The organism is Lysinibacillus sp. FSL R5-0849 (genome assembly GCF_038595075.1).
Lineage (GTDB): Bacteria > Bacillota > Bacilli > Bacillales_A > Planococcaceae > Lysinibacillus > Lysinibacillus fusiformis.
The window spans coordinates 541,026-558,466 of sequence record NZ_CP152004.1; the positions used below are offsets into that span (position 1 = coordinate 541,026).

Annotated in this window: 15 protein-coding genes; 14 read left to right on the forward strand and 1 reads right to left on the reverse strand. The window is 38.4% G+C overall.

Annotated elements, in window-relative coordinates; translation table 11 throughout:
- The first annotated feature begins 439 nt into the window (after positions 1–439).
- Positions 440–2,032, forward strand: a complete 1,593-nt coding sequence (locus MKY80_RS02585; protein WP_008179025.1) for a CTP synthase — start codon at positions 440–442, stop codon at positions 2,030–2,032.
- Positions 2,033–2,081: 49 nt separating this feature from the next.
- Here the strand turns inward: MKY80_RS02585 and MKY80_RS02590 are convergent, their stop codons facing one another.
- Positions 2,082–2,612: a DUF2529 family protein gene (locus MKY80_RS02590; RefSeq protein ID WP_043990551.1), complete on the reverse strand. Its 531-nt coding sequence runs from the start codon at positions 2,610–2,612 to the stop codon at positions 2,082–2,084.
- Positions 2,613–2,767: 155 nt separating this feature from the next.
- Between MKY80_RS02590 and MKY80_RS02595 the strand changes: the two genes are divergently transcribed.
- The 13 genes from MKY80_RS02595 to rpmE all read left to right on the forward strand — a co-directional run bounded on the left by MKY80_RS02595 (position 2,768) and on the right by rpmE (position 17,380).
- Positions 2,768–3,127, forward strand: a complete 360-nt coding sequence (locus MKY80_RS02595) for a response regulator (RefSeq protein WP_008179021.1) — start codon at positions 2,768–2,770, stop codon at positions 3,125–3,127.
- 378 nt (positions 3,128–3,505) lie between these two features.
- Complete coding sequence (locus tag MKY80_RS02600) at positions 3,506–4,360, forward strand: class II fructose-bisphosphate aldolase (RefSeq protein ID WP_090002939.1); 855 nt, start codon at positions 3,506–3,508, stop codon at positions 4,358–4,360.
- A 151-nt stretch (positions 4,361–4,511) separates the two neighbouring features.
- Positions 4,512–5,162, forward strand: coding sequence for a fructose-6-phosphate aldolase (gene fsa, locus MKY80_RS02605; protein ID WP_004269447.1), 651 nt, complete (start codon positions 4,512–4,514; stop codon positions 5,160–5,162).
- Positions 5,163–5,225: 63 nt separating this feature from the next.
- Entirely contained in the window at positions 5,226–6,512 is a 1,287-nt protein-coding gene (locus MKY80_RS02610) for a UDP-N-acetylglucosamine 1-carboxyvinyltransferase (RefSeq protein ID WP_089986058.1), read from the forward strand.
- A gap of 94 nt (positions 6,513–6,606) precedes the next feature.
- Complete coding sequence (gene glpX / locus MKY80_RS02615) at positions 6,607–7,563, forward strand: class II fructose-bisphosphatase (protein WP_008179010.1); 957 nt, start codon at positions 6,607–6,609, stop codon at positions 7,561–7,563.
- A 233-nt stretch (positions 7,564–7,796) separates the two neighbouring features.
- On the forward strand, positions 7,797–9,080 hold the full coding sequence (gene rho, locus MKY80_RS02620; protein ID WP_008179008.1) for a transcription termination factor Rho: 1,284 nt from the start codon (positions 7,797–7,799) through the stop codon (positions 9,078–9,080).
- Between the two features lie 135 nt (positions 9,081–9,215).
- A complete protein-coding gene (locus MKY80_RS02625; RefSeq protein WP_342531848.1) occupies positions 9,216–11,138 on the forward strand; it encodes an AraC family transcriptional regulator in 1,923 nt (640 codons plus the stop codon).
- A gap of 23 nt (positions 11,139–11,161) precedes the next feature.
- Positions 11,162–12,886 (forward strand): ABC transporter ATP-binding protein, encoded by a 1,725-nt coding sequence (locus MKY80_RS02630; RefSeq protein ID WP_342531850.1) that lies wholly within the window; start codon positions 11,162–11,164, stop codon positions 12,884–12,886.
- A gap of 41 nt (positions 12,887–12,927) precedes the next feature.
- Entirely contained in the window at positions 12,928–13,722 is a 795-nt protein-coding gene (locus MKY80_RS02635; protein WP_239354147.1) for an ABC transporter ATP-binding protein, read from the forward strand.
- A 46-nt stretch (positions 13,723–13,768) separates the two neighbouring features.
- A complete protein-coding gene (locus MKY80_RS02640; RefSeq protein WP_107921620.1) occupies positions 13,769–14,821 on the forward strand; it encodes an iron ABC transporter permease in 1,053 nt (350 codons plus the stop codon).
- Positions 14,818–15,852 carry an iron ABC transporter permease gene (locus MKY80_RS02645; protein ID WP_089986943.1) on the forward strand — a complete coding sequence of 345 codons (1,035 nt, stop codon included), beginning with the start codon at positions 14,818–14,820 and terminating at the stop codon, positions 15,850–15,852. The genes MKY80_RS02640 and MKY80_RS02645 overlap by 4 nt, the downstream gene beginning before the upstream one ends.
- 92 nt (positions 15,853–15,944) lie before the next feature.
- Complete coding sequence (locus MKY80_RS02650) at positions 15,945–16,994, forward strand: NAD(P)/FAD-dependent oxidoreductase (protein ID WP_342531855.1); 1,050 nt, start codon at positions 15,945–15,947, stop codon at positions 16,992–16,994.
- A gap of 182 nt (positions 16,995–17,176) precedes the next feature.
- Positions 17,177–17,380, forward strand: coding sequence for a 50S ribosomal protein L31 (gene rpmE / locus MKY80_RS02655; protein ID WP_004269457.1), 204 nt, complete (start codon positions 17,177–17,179; stop codon positions 17,378–17,380).
- The last annotated feature ends 61 nt before the right edge of the window (positions 17,381–17,441 follow it).

A 17,441-nucleotide genomic window follows, 5' to 3' on the forward strand; every position in this document is an offset into this window, starting at 1 on the left:
CTTGCTCTTAGAATTTTCTTACTTTTACGCTTGATGTAAAAATTCTTGACTTCTATCACGGTTACGTTTAATCTTTTACTTGGGCTCCTTAAAAAAAGGAGAAAGACCGTGTATATAATACGCTCCCCCTGCAGACCTATGCAGGAGGAGCGTTTTTTTGTTTTTAACTTTATTCAGACCAGCTCTCCCATACTTTTTGTGCAGATATGAATATAAATGTTTTAAAGTATTCATGATGTATAGTAAACGGTGACTGAATAATTGTTAAAGTTTTAAGGTTTAAAGGAAAGTGGAAAAGAGATAGAAACGATGACAGCTTCGAATCGACTACAATTTTGTAGACATTCTCGGCTTTTCTTTTTTTAGGGTGTTTGACTGTCAGATGTTCTAATCCCTAACAAAACAACTTATCTAGCAATTCTAAAGGAGGAATTTTTTCATGACGAAGTATATTTTTGTAACAGGTGGGGTTGTATCATCACTTGGAAAAGGGATTGTTGCAGCATCTCTAGGCCGTTTATTAAAAAACCGCGGTTTAGAAGTTACGATTCAAAAATTTGACCCATATATTAATATCGACCCAGGTACAATGAGTCCTTATCAACATGGTGAGGTTTTTGTAACAGATGATGGTGCTGAGGCTGACTTAGATTTAGGGCATTATGAGCGTTTTATCGATATTAACCTAGGAAAGCATTCTACAGTAACTTCAGGTCGTGTGTATCAATCGGTATTACAGAAGGAACGTCGTGGCGATTACAACGGTGGTACAGTACAAGTTATTCCTCATATTACAAATGAAATTAAAGATCGTATCCAACGCGCTGGTCGTGAGACAAATGCAGACGTTGTTATTACAGAAGTAGGTGGAACAGTAGGGGATATTGAATCATTACCTTTCCTAGAAGCTATCCGTCAAATGAAAACTAATTTAGGGCATAATAATGTCATGTATATCCACTGTACATTGATTCCTTATATTAAAGCAGCTGGTGAATTAAAAACAAAACCAACTCAGCATTCTGTAAAAGAGTTACGTTCTTTAGGTATTCAACCAAATATTATCGTTGTGCGTACTGAACAAGAGGTACCACAAGATATGAAAGAGAAATTAGCTTTATTCTGTGATGTTCAACCACATGAAATTATTGAATCTCGTGATGCGGAGCATTTATATGAAGTACCATTAAACCTACATGCACAAGATATTGATGATATCGTTCTTGACCACTTTGGTATGGAAGCTCCAGAAGCGGATATGGAAGAATGGCGCGAGCTTGTAGACAAAGTGAAAAACTTACCAAACAAAAGAAAAGTAGCATTAGTAGGGAAATATGTAGAACTTCAAGATGCTTATATTTCAGTGGTAGAAGCATTAAAGCATGCAGGCTATGTTTATAATTCTGATATTGAAATTGACTGGATTAATGCAGAACATGTCAATGCTGATAATGTAACTGCACTATTAAAAGATGCTGATGCGATTTTAGTACCAGGTGGCTTCGGTGATCGTGGTGTGGAAGGTAAAATTTTAGCTACGCAATTTGCGCGTGAAAATAATGTACCTTTCTTAGGAATTTGCTTAGGTATGCAGCTTGCGACAATTGAATATGCACGTAATGTGTTAGGATTAAAAGGTGCTCATTCTACCGAACTTGATGCAAACACAGAGTACCCAATTATCGACTTCTTACCAGATCAAAATGATAGCGTAGATATTGGCGGGACATTACGTTTAGGCCTATACCCATGTAAATTAAAAGACGGTTCTAAAGCAAGTGAAGCATATGGCAAAGAGCTTGTTTATGAGCGTCATCGTCATCGTTATGAATTTAACAATGAATATCGTGAAGCAATGGAAGCAGCTGGTCTTGTCTTCTCAGGTACAAGCCCTGACGGTAAGCTGGTTGAAATTATTGAGCTACCAGAGAATAATTTCTTTGTAGCATGTCAATTCCACCCAGAGTTAGTGTCACGACCAAATCGTCCACAACCACTGTTCCGTGACTTTATCGGCGCAACATTTAAATAAACAAAAAGAGTTGTCTCGAAATATGAGACAACTCTTTTTAATTGGATTATTACAATTCTTCCTCATCAAAACCAAGCATATCATCATAGGCCATTTTGACAGCTTCATAAACAAAAAGCCCTGCAAGTGCATGTGGTACAACTACCCGTTGACCTAAATCATTTGGCAATAAACCACCTTTAATACGAGTAGAAATATACGTATAGGCTAAGTCGGCAAGAGGATTTTCTGTACTTGCTGGTTCACTAGCAACAGCAGCGAAGGGAATAAATTGAGTATTTAATTTCTGAGCTAAAGCTAGTGCTTCTTCATCGTGCGCACTACGAGTAAAAATGCAAACTCGATCGGCTTCTGTTAAGCTTGTATCCAAAGTCCAAGGTGCTAACTTGCTAAATGGTTCTACTGCTTGCAGTGCATTTAATTCCACTGTCTGCATTTCTCCAAAGCAAGCAAAATAGACATTACCTTCGCCAATTGCAGCTTGTGCCAATAACCTTGCAGTCTCCTCGATAGCATCCTCTTCATTTTGTGTAATTCTTTGTAATAATCCACTTAATTGTGTTGTTAGAATTTTTGACATGATCCCACCTCTACCCATATTATAGGGGTGAAAAAGATAGAAAGCAAAAGCAGATAATTTATAATACTAGAAGGTATTAAGCTGAAAAAGTAGAATTATACATAATAAAGAATGTTTTTGTGTAAGAATAAAAAATAAAAAGGGCGGAATGGAATGTGAAACGATTACTAATTGTCGATGATCAGCAGGGAATTCGTTTGCTTTTAAACGAAGTGCTGAAAAAGGAAGGATATGTTACATATTTAGCAGCCAATGGTTTAGAGGCATTAAAGTATGCAGATGAACAAGACATGGATTGCGTATTACTAGATATGAAGATACCCGGAATGGATGGTATCGAAATTTTAAGACGTTTAAAAGAAAAGTTCCCAAAACTTCCTGTATTTATGATGACAGCGTATGGAGAGCTAGATGTTGTACAAGAAGCTTTAAATTTGGGAGCAATCCGTTACTTTACGAAACCTTTTGATATTTTTGAAGTGCGTGACGAAGTTAATAAAGCGTTACAAGTTTAAAAAAGGAGTACATATTTTCTTAGCGCCGCCGTTATTGCTCTGCACTTTGTCGACACTGCCGCTACGTTACACTACGCTTTCGTGTAGAAAATAATAGCCCCTGCTTTTCAGGTTCAAGCGCCGCCGTTACGTTGCCCTACACTTTGTCGACACTGCCGCTACGTTACACTACGCTTTCGTGTAGAAAATAATAGCCTCTGCTTTTCAGGTTCAAGCGCCGCCGTTACGTTGCCCTACACTTTGTCGACACTGCCGCTACGTTGCACTACGCTTTCGTGTAGAAAATAATAGCCTCTGCTTTTCAGGGGCTATTATTTTTGCTATGATTGAGGAGCATATTTATGTAGAAAGAATAGTCCTAAGAGGAGGATTTTTAGTATGGCATTAGTATCTATGAAAGAGATGTTAATTAAAGCAAAAGCAGAGGGTTATGCTGTTGGTCAATTCAACATTAACAACCTAGAGTGGACACAAGCAATTTTACAAGCAGCTGAAGAAGAAAAATCTCCAGTGATTCTTGGTGTTTCTGAAGGTGCAGGTAAATATATGGGCGGATTTATTTCTGTTGTTCATATGGTAAAAGGTTTAATGGAATCTTACGGTACTACAGTTCCAGTAGCCATTCATCTTGACCATGGTTCTAGCTTTGCAAAATGTAAAGAGGCAATTGATGCAGGCTTTACTTCTGTGATGATTGATGCTTCACACCATCCATTTGAGGAAAATGTGAAAATTACTTCAGAAGTAGTAGAATACGCACATGCTAAAGGCGTTTCTGTAGAAGCGGAATTAGGAACAGTTGGCGGAGATGAAGATGGTGTAATCGGTGGTATTATTTACGCTGATCCAGAAGAATGCCGTAAAATGGTTGAGCTAACAGATATCGACTGCTTAGCGCCAGCACTTGGCTCTGTACATGGTCCTTACAAAGGAGAACCAAACCTAGGCTTCAAAGAAATGGAAGAAATCTCTAAATTGGCAGATCTTCCACTAGTATTACATGGTGGTACAGGTATCCCAACAAAAGATATACAACGTTCTATTGCATTAGGTACTGCAAAAATTAACGTTAATACTGAAAATCAAATTGAAGCAACAAAAGCAATTCGTGAGATTCTTGACAACGACAAAGTTGTTTACGATCCTCGTAAATTCCTTGGTCCTGCACGTGAAGCGATTAAAGCAACAGTTGTTGGTAAAATTCGCGAATTTGGTAGTGCACAAAAAGCATAATTTTTGCATTTAATATGTTACAAAAGCATAGATAAATACACATAATAAGAGAAGTGTTGATGCTTTCAATCGACCTTCTCTTGTTTTTGAAATAAAGAAATTTTGGAAAATATTTAATAATATAAGAAAAATGATCAGGAGGAAATATAATATGAAATTTTTTATTGATACTGCAAATTTTGAAGAGATTAAAGAGGCACATGCATGGGGTATTTTATCAGGAGTCACAACAAACCCATCACTAGTGGCTAAAGAAGAAAATGTTTCTTTCCATGATCGTCTTCGTGAAATCGCAGAGCTTGTCGATGGCTCCGTAAGTGGAGAAGTTATTGCACTAGATGCAGAAGGAATGATTAAGGAAGGTTTGGAATTAGCTGCTATTGCTCCTAACATTACAGTGAAACTTCCAATGACACCAGCGGGATTAGAAGCTTGTCGTTTCTTTGCAAACAAAGGAATTAAAACAAACGTAACATTAATTTTTAGTGCAAACCAAGCATTAATGGCTGCGCGTGCAGGTGCTACATATGTATCACCATTTATCGGCCGTTTGGATGACATTGGTCAAAATGGTGTAGAGCTAATTGAAACAATTGCTGACATTTTTACAATTCATAATATTGATACACAAATTATCGCTGCCTCTGTTCGTCACCCTCAGCACGTTACGGCTGCAGCTTTAGCTGGCGCGCATATTTCAACAACTCCATTTAAAGTTTTAAAACAACTTTTCCACCATCCATTAACGGAAAAAGGAATTGAAGGATTTTTAGCGGATTGGAATAAGAGAAAAGGCGAATAATAAGAATATACAGTGAGCCAATTGCAAAAAATACTACTTTCCAATCATGAGGGAGAACGCAAAATGGATGTTTATAAAATTACTGGCGAAAATCGTCTACAAGGTACAATTAAAGTTAGTGGTGCAAAAAATAGTGCAGTCGCCTTAATTCCTGCATCAATTTTGGCGAACTCTCCAGTGACAATTGGAGGGATACCAGAAATTTCAGATGCATGGACGTTAAAGGCTTTATTAGAGGAAATTGGTGGGGAAGTATCGTTTGAGGATGGGAAGATGACAATCGATCCAACAGATATGATTGCCTTACCATTACCGAACGGCAATGTTAAAAAGTTACGCGCTTCCTATTATTTAATGGGGGCAATGCTAGGACGTTTCAAGAAAGCGGTCATTGGTTTACCAGGTGGTTGTTTCTTGGGTCCCCGACCAATTGATCAGCATATAAAGGGCTTTGAAGCATTAGGCGCTAAAATTACGAATGAGCATGGCGCGATTTATTTACGTGCAGATGAATTAATTGGGGCAAAAATTTATTTAGATGTCGCAAGTGTCGGTGCAACAATTAACATAATGTTAGCTGCTGTCCTCGCGAAGGGCCGTACAGTTATCGAAAATGCAGCGAAGGAACCTGAAATTATTGATGTAGCTACACTTCTAACAAATATGGGGGCCAATATTAAAGGGGCAGGTACAAGTGTCATCCGCATTGAAGGGGTAGAAGAACTACATGGTACAGAGCATACGATTATACCAGATCGCATTGAAGCTGCGACATTTATGATAATGGCTGCAGCAGTAGGTGATGGTATTACAATTGATAATGTAATTCCACTGCATTTAGAAGCAATTATAGCGAAGCTTCGTGAAATGGGTGTGAAGATTGAAATTGGTGAAGAAAGTATCTATGTACCAAAAACAGACTTCTCCACTTTGCAAGCTGTTGATGTAAAAACATTGGTGTATCCTGGTTTCCCAACCGATATTCAGCAACCACTTGCTGTGTTAATGTCACAGGCATTCGGTTCCTCAAAAGTAACAGATACTATTTATACAGCTCGATTTAAACATATTGATGAGCTTCGTCGTATGAATGCTGATGCTCGTGTAGAAGGCAACACGGCTATTATTAAAGGGCCAAGCAGACTACATGGCTCAACAGTAACAGCTACGGATCTACGCGCAGGTGCAGCATTAGTTTTAGCCGGTCTTCTAGCTGAAGGCGAAACGGAAGTACAAGATATTTATCATATCGAACGTGGCTATAGCTCACTTATTGAGAAATTACGTGATTTAGGCGCTGATATTCGACGTGAAACAATCCTGGCACGCGTAGCTGAGACAAAGGAATAATGAGAGCTAAAAGTTTTCACTCAATTATGTTACAATAGAGGTAATTTGAATGTTTCGGTATGAAAAATGACCGATAACGGGAGGCAAAGCAACAATGGAACGTAGTTTATCGATGGAAGTAGTACGAGTAACAGAAGCAGCAGCAATTGCATCCGGGAAATGGATGGGACGCGGTTTAAAAATTGAGGCAGATGATGCAGCAACAACAGCGATGCGCAAAATGTTCGATACAATTCCAATGCATGCTACAGTAGTAATTGGTGAAGGCGAAATGGATGAAGCACCAATGCTTTATATTGGTGAAGAACTTGGCTTACGTAGTGGTGGTCCAAAAGTAGATATTGCTGTGGATCCATTAGAAGGTACAAATATTGTAGCAAAAGGTACGAATGGTGCAATGACAGTCCTTGCAATTGCAGATAAAGGTAATCTATTAAATGCACCAGATATGTACATGGAGAAAATTGCTGTAGGGCCAGAAGCAGCTGGTAAAGTAGATATCAATGCTTCTGTTACTTATAACTTATTACAAGTAGCAAAAGCAAAAAATAAAGATATTTCAGATGTAGTTGCTACTTTATTAGATCGTCCACGTCACCAAGCAATTGTTGATGAAATTCGCGAAGCTGGTGCACGTATTAAGTTTATCCAAGATGGCGATGTTGGTGCAGCGATTAATACTGCCTTTGATGAAACAGGTATTGATATTATGTTTGGAACAGGTGGCGCACCAGAGGGTGTTATTTCGGCTGTAGCCTTAAAATGCCTAGGTGGGGACTTCCAAGCAAAGTTAGTACCAGAAGATGAAGAGCAATTAGAACGCTGCCATAAAATGGGTGTAGATGTTGATAAAGTTCTTTATTTAGATGATCTAGTAAAAGGTGACGATGCTATTTTTGCAGCAACAGCTGTGACAGATTGTGAGCTTTTAAAGGGTGTTCAATATAAAGGTGCTTACGCTTTAACACACTCAGTAGTTATGCGTGCTAAGTCTGGTACAGTTCGCTTTGTAGAAGGCCGTCACGCACTTGAGAAAAAACCTAGATATTAATGATATTTTCTTCTAAAATATACCTAGTACATCTATTGTGCTAGGTACCTTCTTCTTTAAATAAACCATCCCGTAGTTTGTAAGGCAATGTTTCATCATATGGTGGACTATGTATTTGTTATTGACCTACTGAGGTAACCGTATAGTGGGAACAGAGCCATTCGTTCGTAAAAAATCTTCGATGATAACCCCAATAATTGTATTATATTTTGAAAAAGACTGGAGTTGTGCATATGTCTGCATTGACAATCGCTCAATTAGAAAACATGACGTTAAAAGAGCTTTACGCTCTTGCACGCCAATATAAAATTTCATATTATAGCAAGCTAACGAAAAAAGAATTAATATTTGCTATTTTGAAAACGCGTTCAGAGCAAGAAGGCTATTTCTTTATGGAAGGTGTACTTGAAATTGTTTCGCAAGAGGGCTTTGGCTTCCTTCGACCAATAAACTACTCTCCAAGTAAAGAAGATATTTATATTTCTGCATCTCAAATTCGTCGCTTTGATCTTCGTAATGGGGACAAGGTATCTGGGAAGGTGCGACCACCCAAGGAAAATGAACGTTATTACGGCTTATTACAAGTTGATGCCGTCAATGGCGAGGATCCTGAAGTTGCAAAGGAACGTGTGCATTTCCCTGCATTAACTCCACTATATCCAGACAGACAAATTAAATTGGAGACAACTCAGCGTAATTTATCAACACGTATTATGGATTTAGTGGCACCTGTAGGATTTGGTCAGCGTGGATTAATCGTTGCACCGCCGAAAGCGGGGAAAACATCTTTATTAAAAGAAATTGCAAACGCTATTACGACAAATCATCCAGAAGCAGAGCTAATTGTCTTACTGATAGATGAACGTCCTGAGGAAGTAACAGATATTGAGCGGTCTGTAAATGCAGATGTTGTTAGCTCAACGTTTGATGAAGTTCCAGAAAATCATGTCAAAGTGGCAGAAATCGTTTTAGAGCGTGCACGCCGTTTAGTGGAACATAAACGTGATGTCATTATTTTAATGGATTCTATCACACGTTTGGCGCGTGCATTTAACCTTGTCATTCCTCCAAGTGGACGCACGCTTTCAGGGGGGATCGATCCAGCTGCCTTCCATAGACCTAAACGCTTCTTTGGATCGGCTCGAAATATTGAAGAAGGCGGTAGCTTAACGATATTAGCGACTGCTTTAGTAGATACTGGTTCACGTATGGACGAGGTTATTTACGAAGAATTTAAGGGGACAGGTAATTTAGAGCTTCATTTAGATCGCCAGTTGGCAGAGCGCCGAATTTTCCCTGCGCTTGATATTCGCCGTTCGGGTACACGTAAGGAAGAGTTATTGCTTGAGCCCGAACAACTTGAAAAACTATGGGCGATTCGTAAAACATTTTCAGATGCGCCTGATTTTGCGGAACGCTTCCTGAAAAAACTTCGTACAACAAAATCGAACGAAGAATTTTTTGAAAAACTGAACGAAGATATGAAGAAAGCAACTAAAGGTAAAGGTTTATTATAGAACAGCCATCACCATTGACAAATAATTGTCAATGGTGATTTTTTTGTATATGTTTAAATGAATAAATGTTTATTGAAATTGATAATCATTATCAATATAATGAAGTTAATAAATATCTTTTTGAAGGAGATTCGGATGAACTATGATGCCTACATGCTGCTTTGGCAAAATGCCTATGTTCAAATGAAGCATATTAATTACGTAAATAAATCAAAAGTTCAAATTTCAAAGATAGTAACTAATAGTTCGTTCATTATCATAACAGCAGGAGAGGCGCAAATTATCATTGATGAACAGCCTTATTATGTACAGCGTTTCAGTATTTTTCACATTGGTAAATCTCAAAGTTTACAAATTAATGCACAGCATAGTGTTAGCTACTTCCTCATACGTTATGAAGGAGATGTCATCTATAAGGATGCCTTTATGCAGCATTTACAGATGCAATATCAACCTTTTCAAATAAATTTCTCTTGTGTGCCTGCTAATCCAATAGCCATTCACAACATACTTCAAGATATGTATAGCAAATGGATGTCGGGCTCAATTCAAGATCATTTTTCAGTTAAAGCCTCTTTGTATGAATTTGTTTATCGTGTGTTTCAAGAATTAGCAGATGGGCAGGGGAACCCGCATGAAATGGATAAGGCAGAAGTAGCACGGCTATATATTCATCGGCATCTTCATCAACCATTATCTATACAAACATTGGCAGATACGCTTCATATTAGTACACGTCATTTATTACGAATTTTTAAAGCACGCTATGGGGTAGGACCACAAATTTATTTACAGCAATTAAGAATTGAGCAGGCACAACAATATTTGTTGGAAAATCAATTTGGTATAAAGGAAATTGCTATTTCACTTGGCTATGAAGATGAATACTATTTTAGTCGTGCCTTTAAAAAGGCTACAAATATGGCACCAAGTAATTTTAGGCTGAAATATACATCTTATATGTCCGAAATGGCCATTACAAATGAGAATCATTTTCAATACAATGAGAATCAGCTCGCGCAAGCAAACCGATTTGAGAACGGAGAAAATGAAATCATGATGCAAAAGGTGATTCAACATATAAGACTGCCTTTTTTTCTGAGCCTGTTTGTTTTATTAACTGCATGTAATGAAGAATCGGTCTCATCAAAGGTAGAGGAACAAACTACTCCAGATACTATAGAGACAAGAATGGTGACAGATGACAGTGGCCGTGAAGTAGAAATTCCAGTGAGAGCAAAAAGAGTTATCACAGACTGGTATCTTGGCCAAATTTTAGCGTTAGATGTTGTACCAGTAGGAGGGGTAACAGCTAACCTCGATTATGCTACGTTTTTAAAACAACACTACAAGGATGGGGAAATTACGAATATTGGTACTGATGGGAAGGTATCATTGGAAAAAATTCTAGAGCTAAAGCCAGATTTAATCATTACATGGAATCCAGAAGATGTAGGGAAATATGAGAAAATTGCACCTACAATTGTCTTTGCTGAAGATGCTCATTCATCAGCAATAGAGGAAATTAAGGCGATGGGAAGTTATTTAGGAAGACAAAAAGAAGCTGAAGCATTTGTTAATGAGTTTGAAGATCGGATAGCTACAGCTAAGGAAAAAATAAATGATGTGGTTCCAGACGGAGCAACATTTACTATTTATGAAATGTTTGAAAAAAATGCAACGATTGTTGGAAATTCAAGCGTATCGGGTGGTAGAGCAATCTATCAAATTTTGGGTCTGAAGCCTCAAGAAAAAGTGCAGGAGTTATATGATGCAAAAGAGGCGAGTGGCGGACGTTATGAGATTTCCTACGAGGTAGTAAGTGATTTTGTAGCTGATTATAACTTCATGATTAACTTCTTTAACAAAGATGGGAAGTTGCCAGGGACTTGGACAAACTTAGATGTCGTAAAAAATAATCAAATTATAGAGCTTCCATCTGAATATTATTTTGCCTCTGATCCACTTTCGGGTCTCCATCAAGCTGAAGAGCTGGCTGACAAAATAGTAGAGTTTACGAAGACTCAACAAAAATACATTAGTAGATATGAAGATTGATATTGCAATAGGAGGCTACAACCATGTTATTACAGCGATTTTTCTCATATTACAAACCATATAAACGCTTATTTATTTTAGATTTTAGCTGCGCCATTTTAGTAGCATTAATCGAATTAGCGTTTCCACTTGTTTTAAATAAAGTAATTGATGATATTTTGCCAGATGGCGAACTAAAGTGGATTATTATGGCGAGTTTATTGTTATTTGTCTTATATATTTTTAACTCCATTCTCCATTTCATCGTGTCGTATTGGGGACATATGCTAGGGATTAATATTGAAACGGATATGAGAAAGGAATCCTTTAGCCATGTACAAAAACTTTCTTTTAGATATTTTGATAATAATAAAACGGGACATCTTGTTTCCCGATTAACGAACGATTTAATGGATATCGGTGAGCTTGCCCACCACGGTCCTGAAGATATTTTTATTGCAGCAATGACCATTATAGGGACATTTGGTGTGATGTTCTACATAGATCCAACCTTTACAATTCTTATTTTCCTACTTGTGCCGATCATCCTAGTTCTGACGATTATTTTCGGAAAATTAATGTCAAAAGCATTTCGTCAAATGTTTGGAGATATTGCTGATTTTAATGCTCGCGTTGAAAACAATGTCAGCGGTATTCGTGTTGTACAGGCATTTACAAATGAGGATCATGAAATTAAACGCTTTAAGGTAAACAATGAAAGATTCCGAATGACTAAATTGTTCTCTTATAAGGTCATGGCTTGGAATGAAGCCATTTCAGGTATTCTAACAAAGGTATTGTCATTATTTACATTATTTGTTGGAGCTTATTTTGTGTTAAATGGCGATCTATCTAATGGAGACTTTATCGCATTTATTTTACTTTCAGGGATTCTGCTTGGCCCTATTAATAAAATCAACATGTTTATAGAAAGCTATCCAAAAGGTATGGCAGGATTTAGACGCTATATTGAATTTCTTGAAACAGAGCCTGAGATAGCGGATCGACCAGAAGCGAAAGACATCGATGAAATTGATGGCGAAATCACATTCACGGATGTATCGTTTGGCTACTCAGATGCGAATCGTGCTTTACATCACATTAATTTACAGGTTCGCCCTGGTGAAACAGTGGCACTAGTGGGTCCATCAGGAGCAGGAAAATCAACAATTTGCAGTTTGCTGCCACGTTTTTATGATGTCAATGAAGGCTCCATTAAAATTGATGGTGTGGATATACGCGATTTCAAATTGCAATCATTGCGTGGTCATATTGGGATTGTTCAACAAGATGTCTTTTTATTTGATGGCACTATTCGTGATAATATCGCTTACGGCAATCTGAATGCTAGTGAAGAAGATATTTGGTACGCAGCTCAGCGTGCACAGCTGACCGATGTCATTAAAGCACTCCCAGAGGGAATGGATACATTAATTGGTGAGCGAGGTGTGAAGTTATCAGGAGGTCAAAAACAAAGACTATCCATCGCACGGATTTTCCTGAAAAACCCAAAAATTTTAATACTTGATGAAGCAACATCGGCATTGGACACTGAAACGGAACAAGCTATTCAACAAGCATTAAATGAACTTTCTATTGGTCGTACGACGTTGGTAATTGCCCATCGTTTAGCAACAATCAAGGATGCAGATAGAATTGTTGTTGTATCGAAAAAAGGCATTATTGAAGAAGGAACACATGAGCAATTAATGGAACGAAAACATGCTTATTATGGGTTGTATACAGCTCAATTTGGTCTACAAATATAAGGTTGGTTCAAAGCACTCTCAAAAATGAAAGGAAGTTAATTATGTCAGTACTAGAAATAGATCGTGTGGCGATTGGTTATTCCTCGACGCTCATAGTCAATGATTTAAGCGTGGAAATTCCAAAAGGGCAGATTTCCACAATTATCGGTCCAAATGGTTGTGGGAAATCTACTTTATTAAAGGCAGTGGCCCGTGTACTTCAGACTCAAAATGGGGCGGTTTATTTAGATGGTAAAGCAATTCACCAATTGAAGACCAAGGAAGTAGCCAAAAGAATGGCTATTTTGCCTCAAACGGCAACAGCCCCAGGAGGCTTAACTGTTTTTGAGCTAGTATCATATGGCCGCTTTCCTCACCAAGTGGGGTTTGGTACATTGCGCAAGGAAGACTATGAGTATATCCATTGGGCTATTGATGTGACGGGATTAAGGGAATTTAGTGATCGACCAATTGAAGCATTGTCAGGTGGCCAACGTCAAAGGGTTTGGATTGCCATGGCATTAGCACAAGGCACTGATATTCTAGTACTGGATGAACCAACCACATATTTAGATTTAGCCCATCAGCTAGATATTTTATTGCTTTTACAAAAGTTAAATAAAGAAGAAGGTCGAACAATAATCATGGTATTACATGATTTGAATCATGCATCACGCTTCTCCCACTTTATCATGGCCATGAGAGACGGGAATTTAATAGTGGATGGAAGTCCAGAAGAAGTGATGACAAAGGAAAATTTACAAAGAGTGTTCAATATTGATGCTGAAATGGCTGTTTGTCCATATAGTAAAAATCCAATCTGCCTATCCTATCAGCTATACGATATGAAGAAATAAAATCTAGTCTGTATGTTTATTGGGAAGTTTATAAGGAGGAAATAAAATGACTACGTCGACAGGAGTAGGAGAGCTCAACGATTTAGAGGAGCTACAGAAACGATCTCATCCGATCCGTGGAGTAGTAGCTTTAATTGTAGGAGTAATTGGATTAATTTTAGCTATTGGCTTATCGATCTCTTTTGGTGCAGCAGATATTTCACTGGGTACTGTTTGGACAGCAGTTACCCATTTTTCACCAGAATTAACTACACATCAAATTATTCATGATATCCGCTTACCGCGAGTACTCGGGGCAGCTCTAGTAGGAGCAAGCTTTGCAGTAGCGGGGGCGATTATGCAAGGTATGACACGTAACCCATTAGCAGATTCAGGATTGTTAGGCTTGAACTCTGGAGCCGCATTTATGTTGGCAGTGTGCTTTGCCTTTTTCCCTGGTATGCCTTATATGTTTTTAATTTTATGGTCCTTTATTGGAGCAGGTCTTGGGGTAGCCATTGTTTATGGTATTGGGTCGCTGTCTAAAGGTGGTTTAACACCGATGCGACTTGTTTTGGCTGGTGCGGCTGTTAGTGCATTGCTTGGAGCGCTAGGAGAAGGGATTGCTCTTTATTACCGTATTGGTCAAGACCTTGCCTTTTGGTATGCGGGCGGTGTTTCGGGAACAAAATGGAGCCATCTACAAATATTATCACCTTGGATACTTATTGCGATGATAGGAGCTCTTATTTTATCACGTTCAATCACTGTACTGAGCTTAGGGGAGGAAATTGCTGTTGGGCTCGGACAACGTACGGGTGTTGTAAAAGTATGGGGAATGATCATTGTGTTAATTTTAGCGGGTGCGGCAGTTTCTGTTGTAGGAGCAGTTGGTTTTGTAGGCTTAATAATTCCCCATTTAACGAGATACATAGTTGGTCATGATTATCGCTGGATTATCGTTTGTTCGTTAGTATATGGAGCGTTGCTCGTGGTGTTAGCTGATTTAGTAGCACGCATTATCAATCCTCCTTATGAAACGCCGATTGGTGCTTTAATTGCCTTTATTGGTGTTCCTTTCTTCCTGTATTTAGCACGTAAAGGAGGGAAAGAGCTATGAGTAACAGCTATTTAACGCCAAGTCAGCAGAAGACAAAAAAGAAAAATTTTATCATTATTGCTACATTGCTTGTGTTAATCTTCATTACCTTTGTGATTAGTATGAATACTGGGGTGATTAAGCTAACACCAATGGAGGTTTTTAAGACTCTTTTTGGACAAGGAGATGCACAGCAACAATTAATCCTATTTGAATTTAGGCTTCCACGAATCGTGATAGCTGTATTAGTGGGAATGGGTTTAGCTATTTCAGGTGCTATTTTACAAGGTGTTTCTAAAAATGCTTTAGCAGACCCAGGTATTTTAGGGATTAATGCGGGTGCTGGTCTTGCAGTTATGCTGTATATTTCATTTTTTCCAACAACGAAGGCGGCACCTGTCTATTTACTGCCAGTACTTGCCTTTATAGGAGCAGGCTTAACGGCAATTCTGATTTATTCACTTTCTTATAAACGACATGAAGGTATTACACCCATGCGTTTAATTTTAACAGGGGTAGCTGTAGCAGCAGGTATTAGCTCAGCAATGATTGTGCTAACACTACGCCTATCACCTGAAAATTATCAGTTTGTGGCAACATGGCTGGCAGGGAGCATATGGGGTTCGAATTGGAGATTTGTTCTTTCATTATTACCATGGTTAGTGATCTTGTTACCATTTGTTTATGCGAAATCTCGGGTATTAAACATTTTGAATTTAGGCGAATTAACAGCTGTCGGATTAGGGGCCTCGATTGAAAAAGAGCGGCGTTGGTTATTAGCCGCAGCAGTTGGCTTAGCAGGCGCTAGTGTTTCTGTAAGTGGTGGCATTGGCTTCGTAGGGCTCATCGCTCCACATTTAGCTCGCCAACTGGTTGGGGCAAAGCATCAATTTTTACTTCCTGCGGCGGCATTATTAGGGGGTTTTCTCGTATTAATGGCTGATACGATTGGTCGTTCTATACTCGAGCCTTCAGAAATTCCAGCGGGGATCGTCGTTGCCGTTATAGGCGCTCCTTATTTCTTGTATTTATTAGCACGATTAAAGGAATAGATAGTGAAAGTATTTTTGTGAACAATAAAGGTGGGGTAGCCGAGTACCTATCATAATTCTCGGAATTAGCATGAAGGGGATGGAATCTAATAATGGTGAAAGAACTATATGATGTAACGATTGTTGGCGGTGGTCCAGCAGGTCTCTATACAGCCTTTTATAGTGGCATGCGAGATTTAAAAACGAAAATTATCGAGTATAGCTCTCAGCTCGGTGGTCGTATGTTAATTTATCCTGAAAAAATGATTTGGGACGTTGGTGGAGTTACACCTATTTTAGGCGGACAGCTTATCAACCAGCTTGTTGAACAAGCTCAAACTTTTGATCCGACAATTGTTTTAAATCAAAAGATAGAAGGATTAGAAAAACAACCAGATGGAACATTTATATTAACTTCCTCGACGGGGGAAAAGCATTATTCTAAAACAGTGATTTTGGCAGTGGGTTATGGAGTTCTAACGATGCAAAAGCTTGAAATAGAAGGAGCAGATCGCTATGAAGTAACTAATTTACACTACACTGTACAGGAATTAGAGATTTTCCGGGATAAACATGTTTTAATTTCAGGCGGTGGTAATTCAGCCGTCGATTGGGCGAATGAGTTAGAGCCAATTGCAGCGAGTGTTACGATCGTTCATCGTCGAGAGGACTTCGGGGGTCATGAAAAGAACGTTTTACGGATGAAGGAATCCTCCGTATGTGTAAAAACGCCATTTGAAGTAGTGCAATTACATAGTGATGGAGATTTAATCCAGTCTGTATCGATTATGAATAAAGAGACGGAAGAGATAGAGCGAGTTGAAGTAGATGCCGTTATTGTGAACCATGGCTTAAAATGTGATTATGGTGCACTAGAAGAATGGGGATTACATATAGAAGATGGCGTAGCACTCGTCAATGAAAAGAGAGAAACTAATATAGAAGGAATCTATGGGGCGGGTGATTTTATTGATCATCCAAGTAAAGTTAGGCTAATAGCAGGTGCCTTTACAGATGGCGTATTAGCGTTAAATAGTGCAAAACTATTAATAGAACCTGATGCACCAAAAGTTGCTTATGTTTCTTCCCATAATATCCGTTTCAAAGAGCGAAATGAAAAAATAGGGTTACAAGATAATGATTATCGTGAGGTTCGTGGATAAAAACTATTGAAATCTTTCTTTTGATATTTTTTTCTTGAAAATAATAAAATGCCTATGCTATACTTCATAAGTATGCAACGTGTACATATATAGCTGATGGTTTCACTCATATTCGGGCTATGTAAGGTACAGTTCGATAATACTCTGTTCCAGATGGTTCAGGGCGAGAGGAGAAAACGAATATGAAACAAGGAATTCATCCAGACTACAAAGAAGCAACAGTAACTTGCTCTTGTGGGAACACTTTCAAAACTGGTTCAGTAAAAGAAAACATCGTTGTCGAGTTCTGCAACGAATGTCACCCATTCTATACTGGCCGTCAAAAATTCGCGTCTGCTGATGGTCGCGTGGATCGTTTCAACAAAAAATACGGTCTTAAAAACTAATGTTAGTTTAATACCTGCCAAGCATGTGCTTGGCAGGTATTTTTTTCAGTAAATATGATAC

Coding starts and splice junctions, on each gene's coding strand:
- MKY80_RS02645 (WP_089986943.1), top strand. CDS start 14,818: ATGAGTAACAGCTATTTAACGCCAAGTCAGCAGAAGACAAAAAAGAAA.
- MKY80_RS02625 (WP_342531848.1), top strand. CDS start 9,216: ATGAACTATGATGCCTACATGCTGCTTTGGCAAAATGCCTATGTTCAA.
- fsa (WP_004269447.1), top strand. CDS start 4,512: ATGAAATTTTTTATTGATACTGCAAATTTTGAAGAGATTAAAGAGGCA.
- MKY80_RS02600 (WP_090002939.1), top strand. CDS start 3,506: ATGGCATTAGTATCTATGAAAGAGATGTTAATTAAAGCAAAAGCAGAG.
- MKY80_RS02630 (WP_342531850.1), top strand. CDS start 11,162: ATGTTATTACAGCGATTTTTCTCATATTACAAACCATATAAACGCTTA.
- rpmE (WP_004269457.1), top strand. CDS start 17,177: ATGAAACAAGGAATTCATCCAGACTACAAAGAAGCAACAGTAACTTGC.
- MKY80_RS02610 (WP_089986058.1), top strand. CDS start 5,226: ATGGATGTTTATAAAATTACTGGCGAAAATCGTCTACAAGGTACAATT.
- rho (WP_008179008.1), top strand. CDS start 7,797: ATGTCTGCATTGACAATCGCTCAATTAGAAAACATGACGTTAAAAGAG.
- glpX (WP_008179010.1), top strand. CDS start 6,607: ATGGAACGTAGTTTATCGATGGAAGTAGTACGAGTAACAGAAGCAGCA.
- MKY80_RS02590 (WP_043990551.1), bottom strand. CDS start 2,612: ATGTCAAAAATTCTAACAACACAATTAAGTGGATTATTACAAAGAATT.
- MKY80_RS02635 (WP_239354147.1), top strand. CDS start 12,928: ATGTCAGTACTAGAAATAGATCGTGTGGCGATTGGTTATTCCTCGACG.
- MKY80_RS02640 (WP_107921620.1), top strand. CDS start 13,769: ATGACTACGTCGACAGGAGTAGGAGAGCTCAACGATTTAGAGGAGCTA.
- MKY80_RS02585 (WP_008179025.1), top strand. CDS start 440: ATGACGAAGTATATTTTTGTAACAGGTGGGGTTGTATCATCACTTGGA.
- MKY80_RS02650 (WP_342531855.1), top strand. CDS start 15,945: ATGGTGAAAGAACTATATGATGTAACGATTGTTGGCGGTGGTCCAGCA.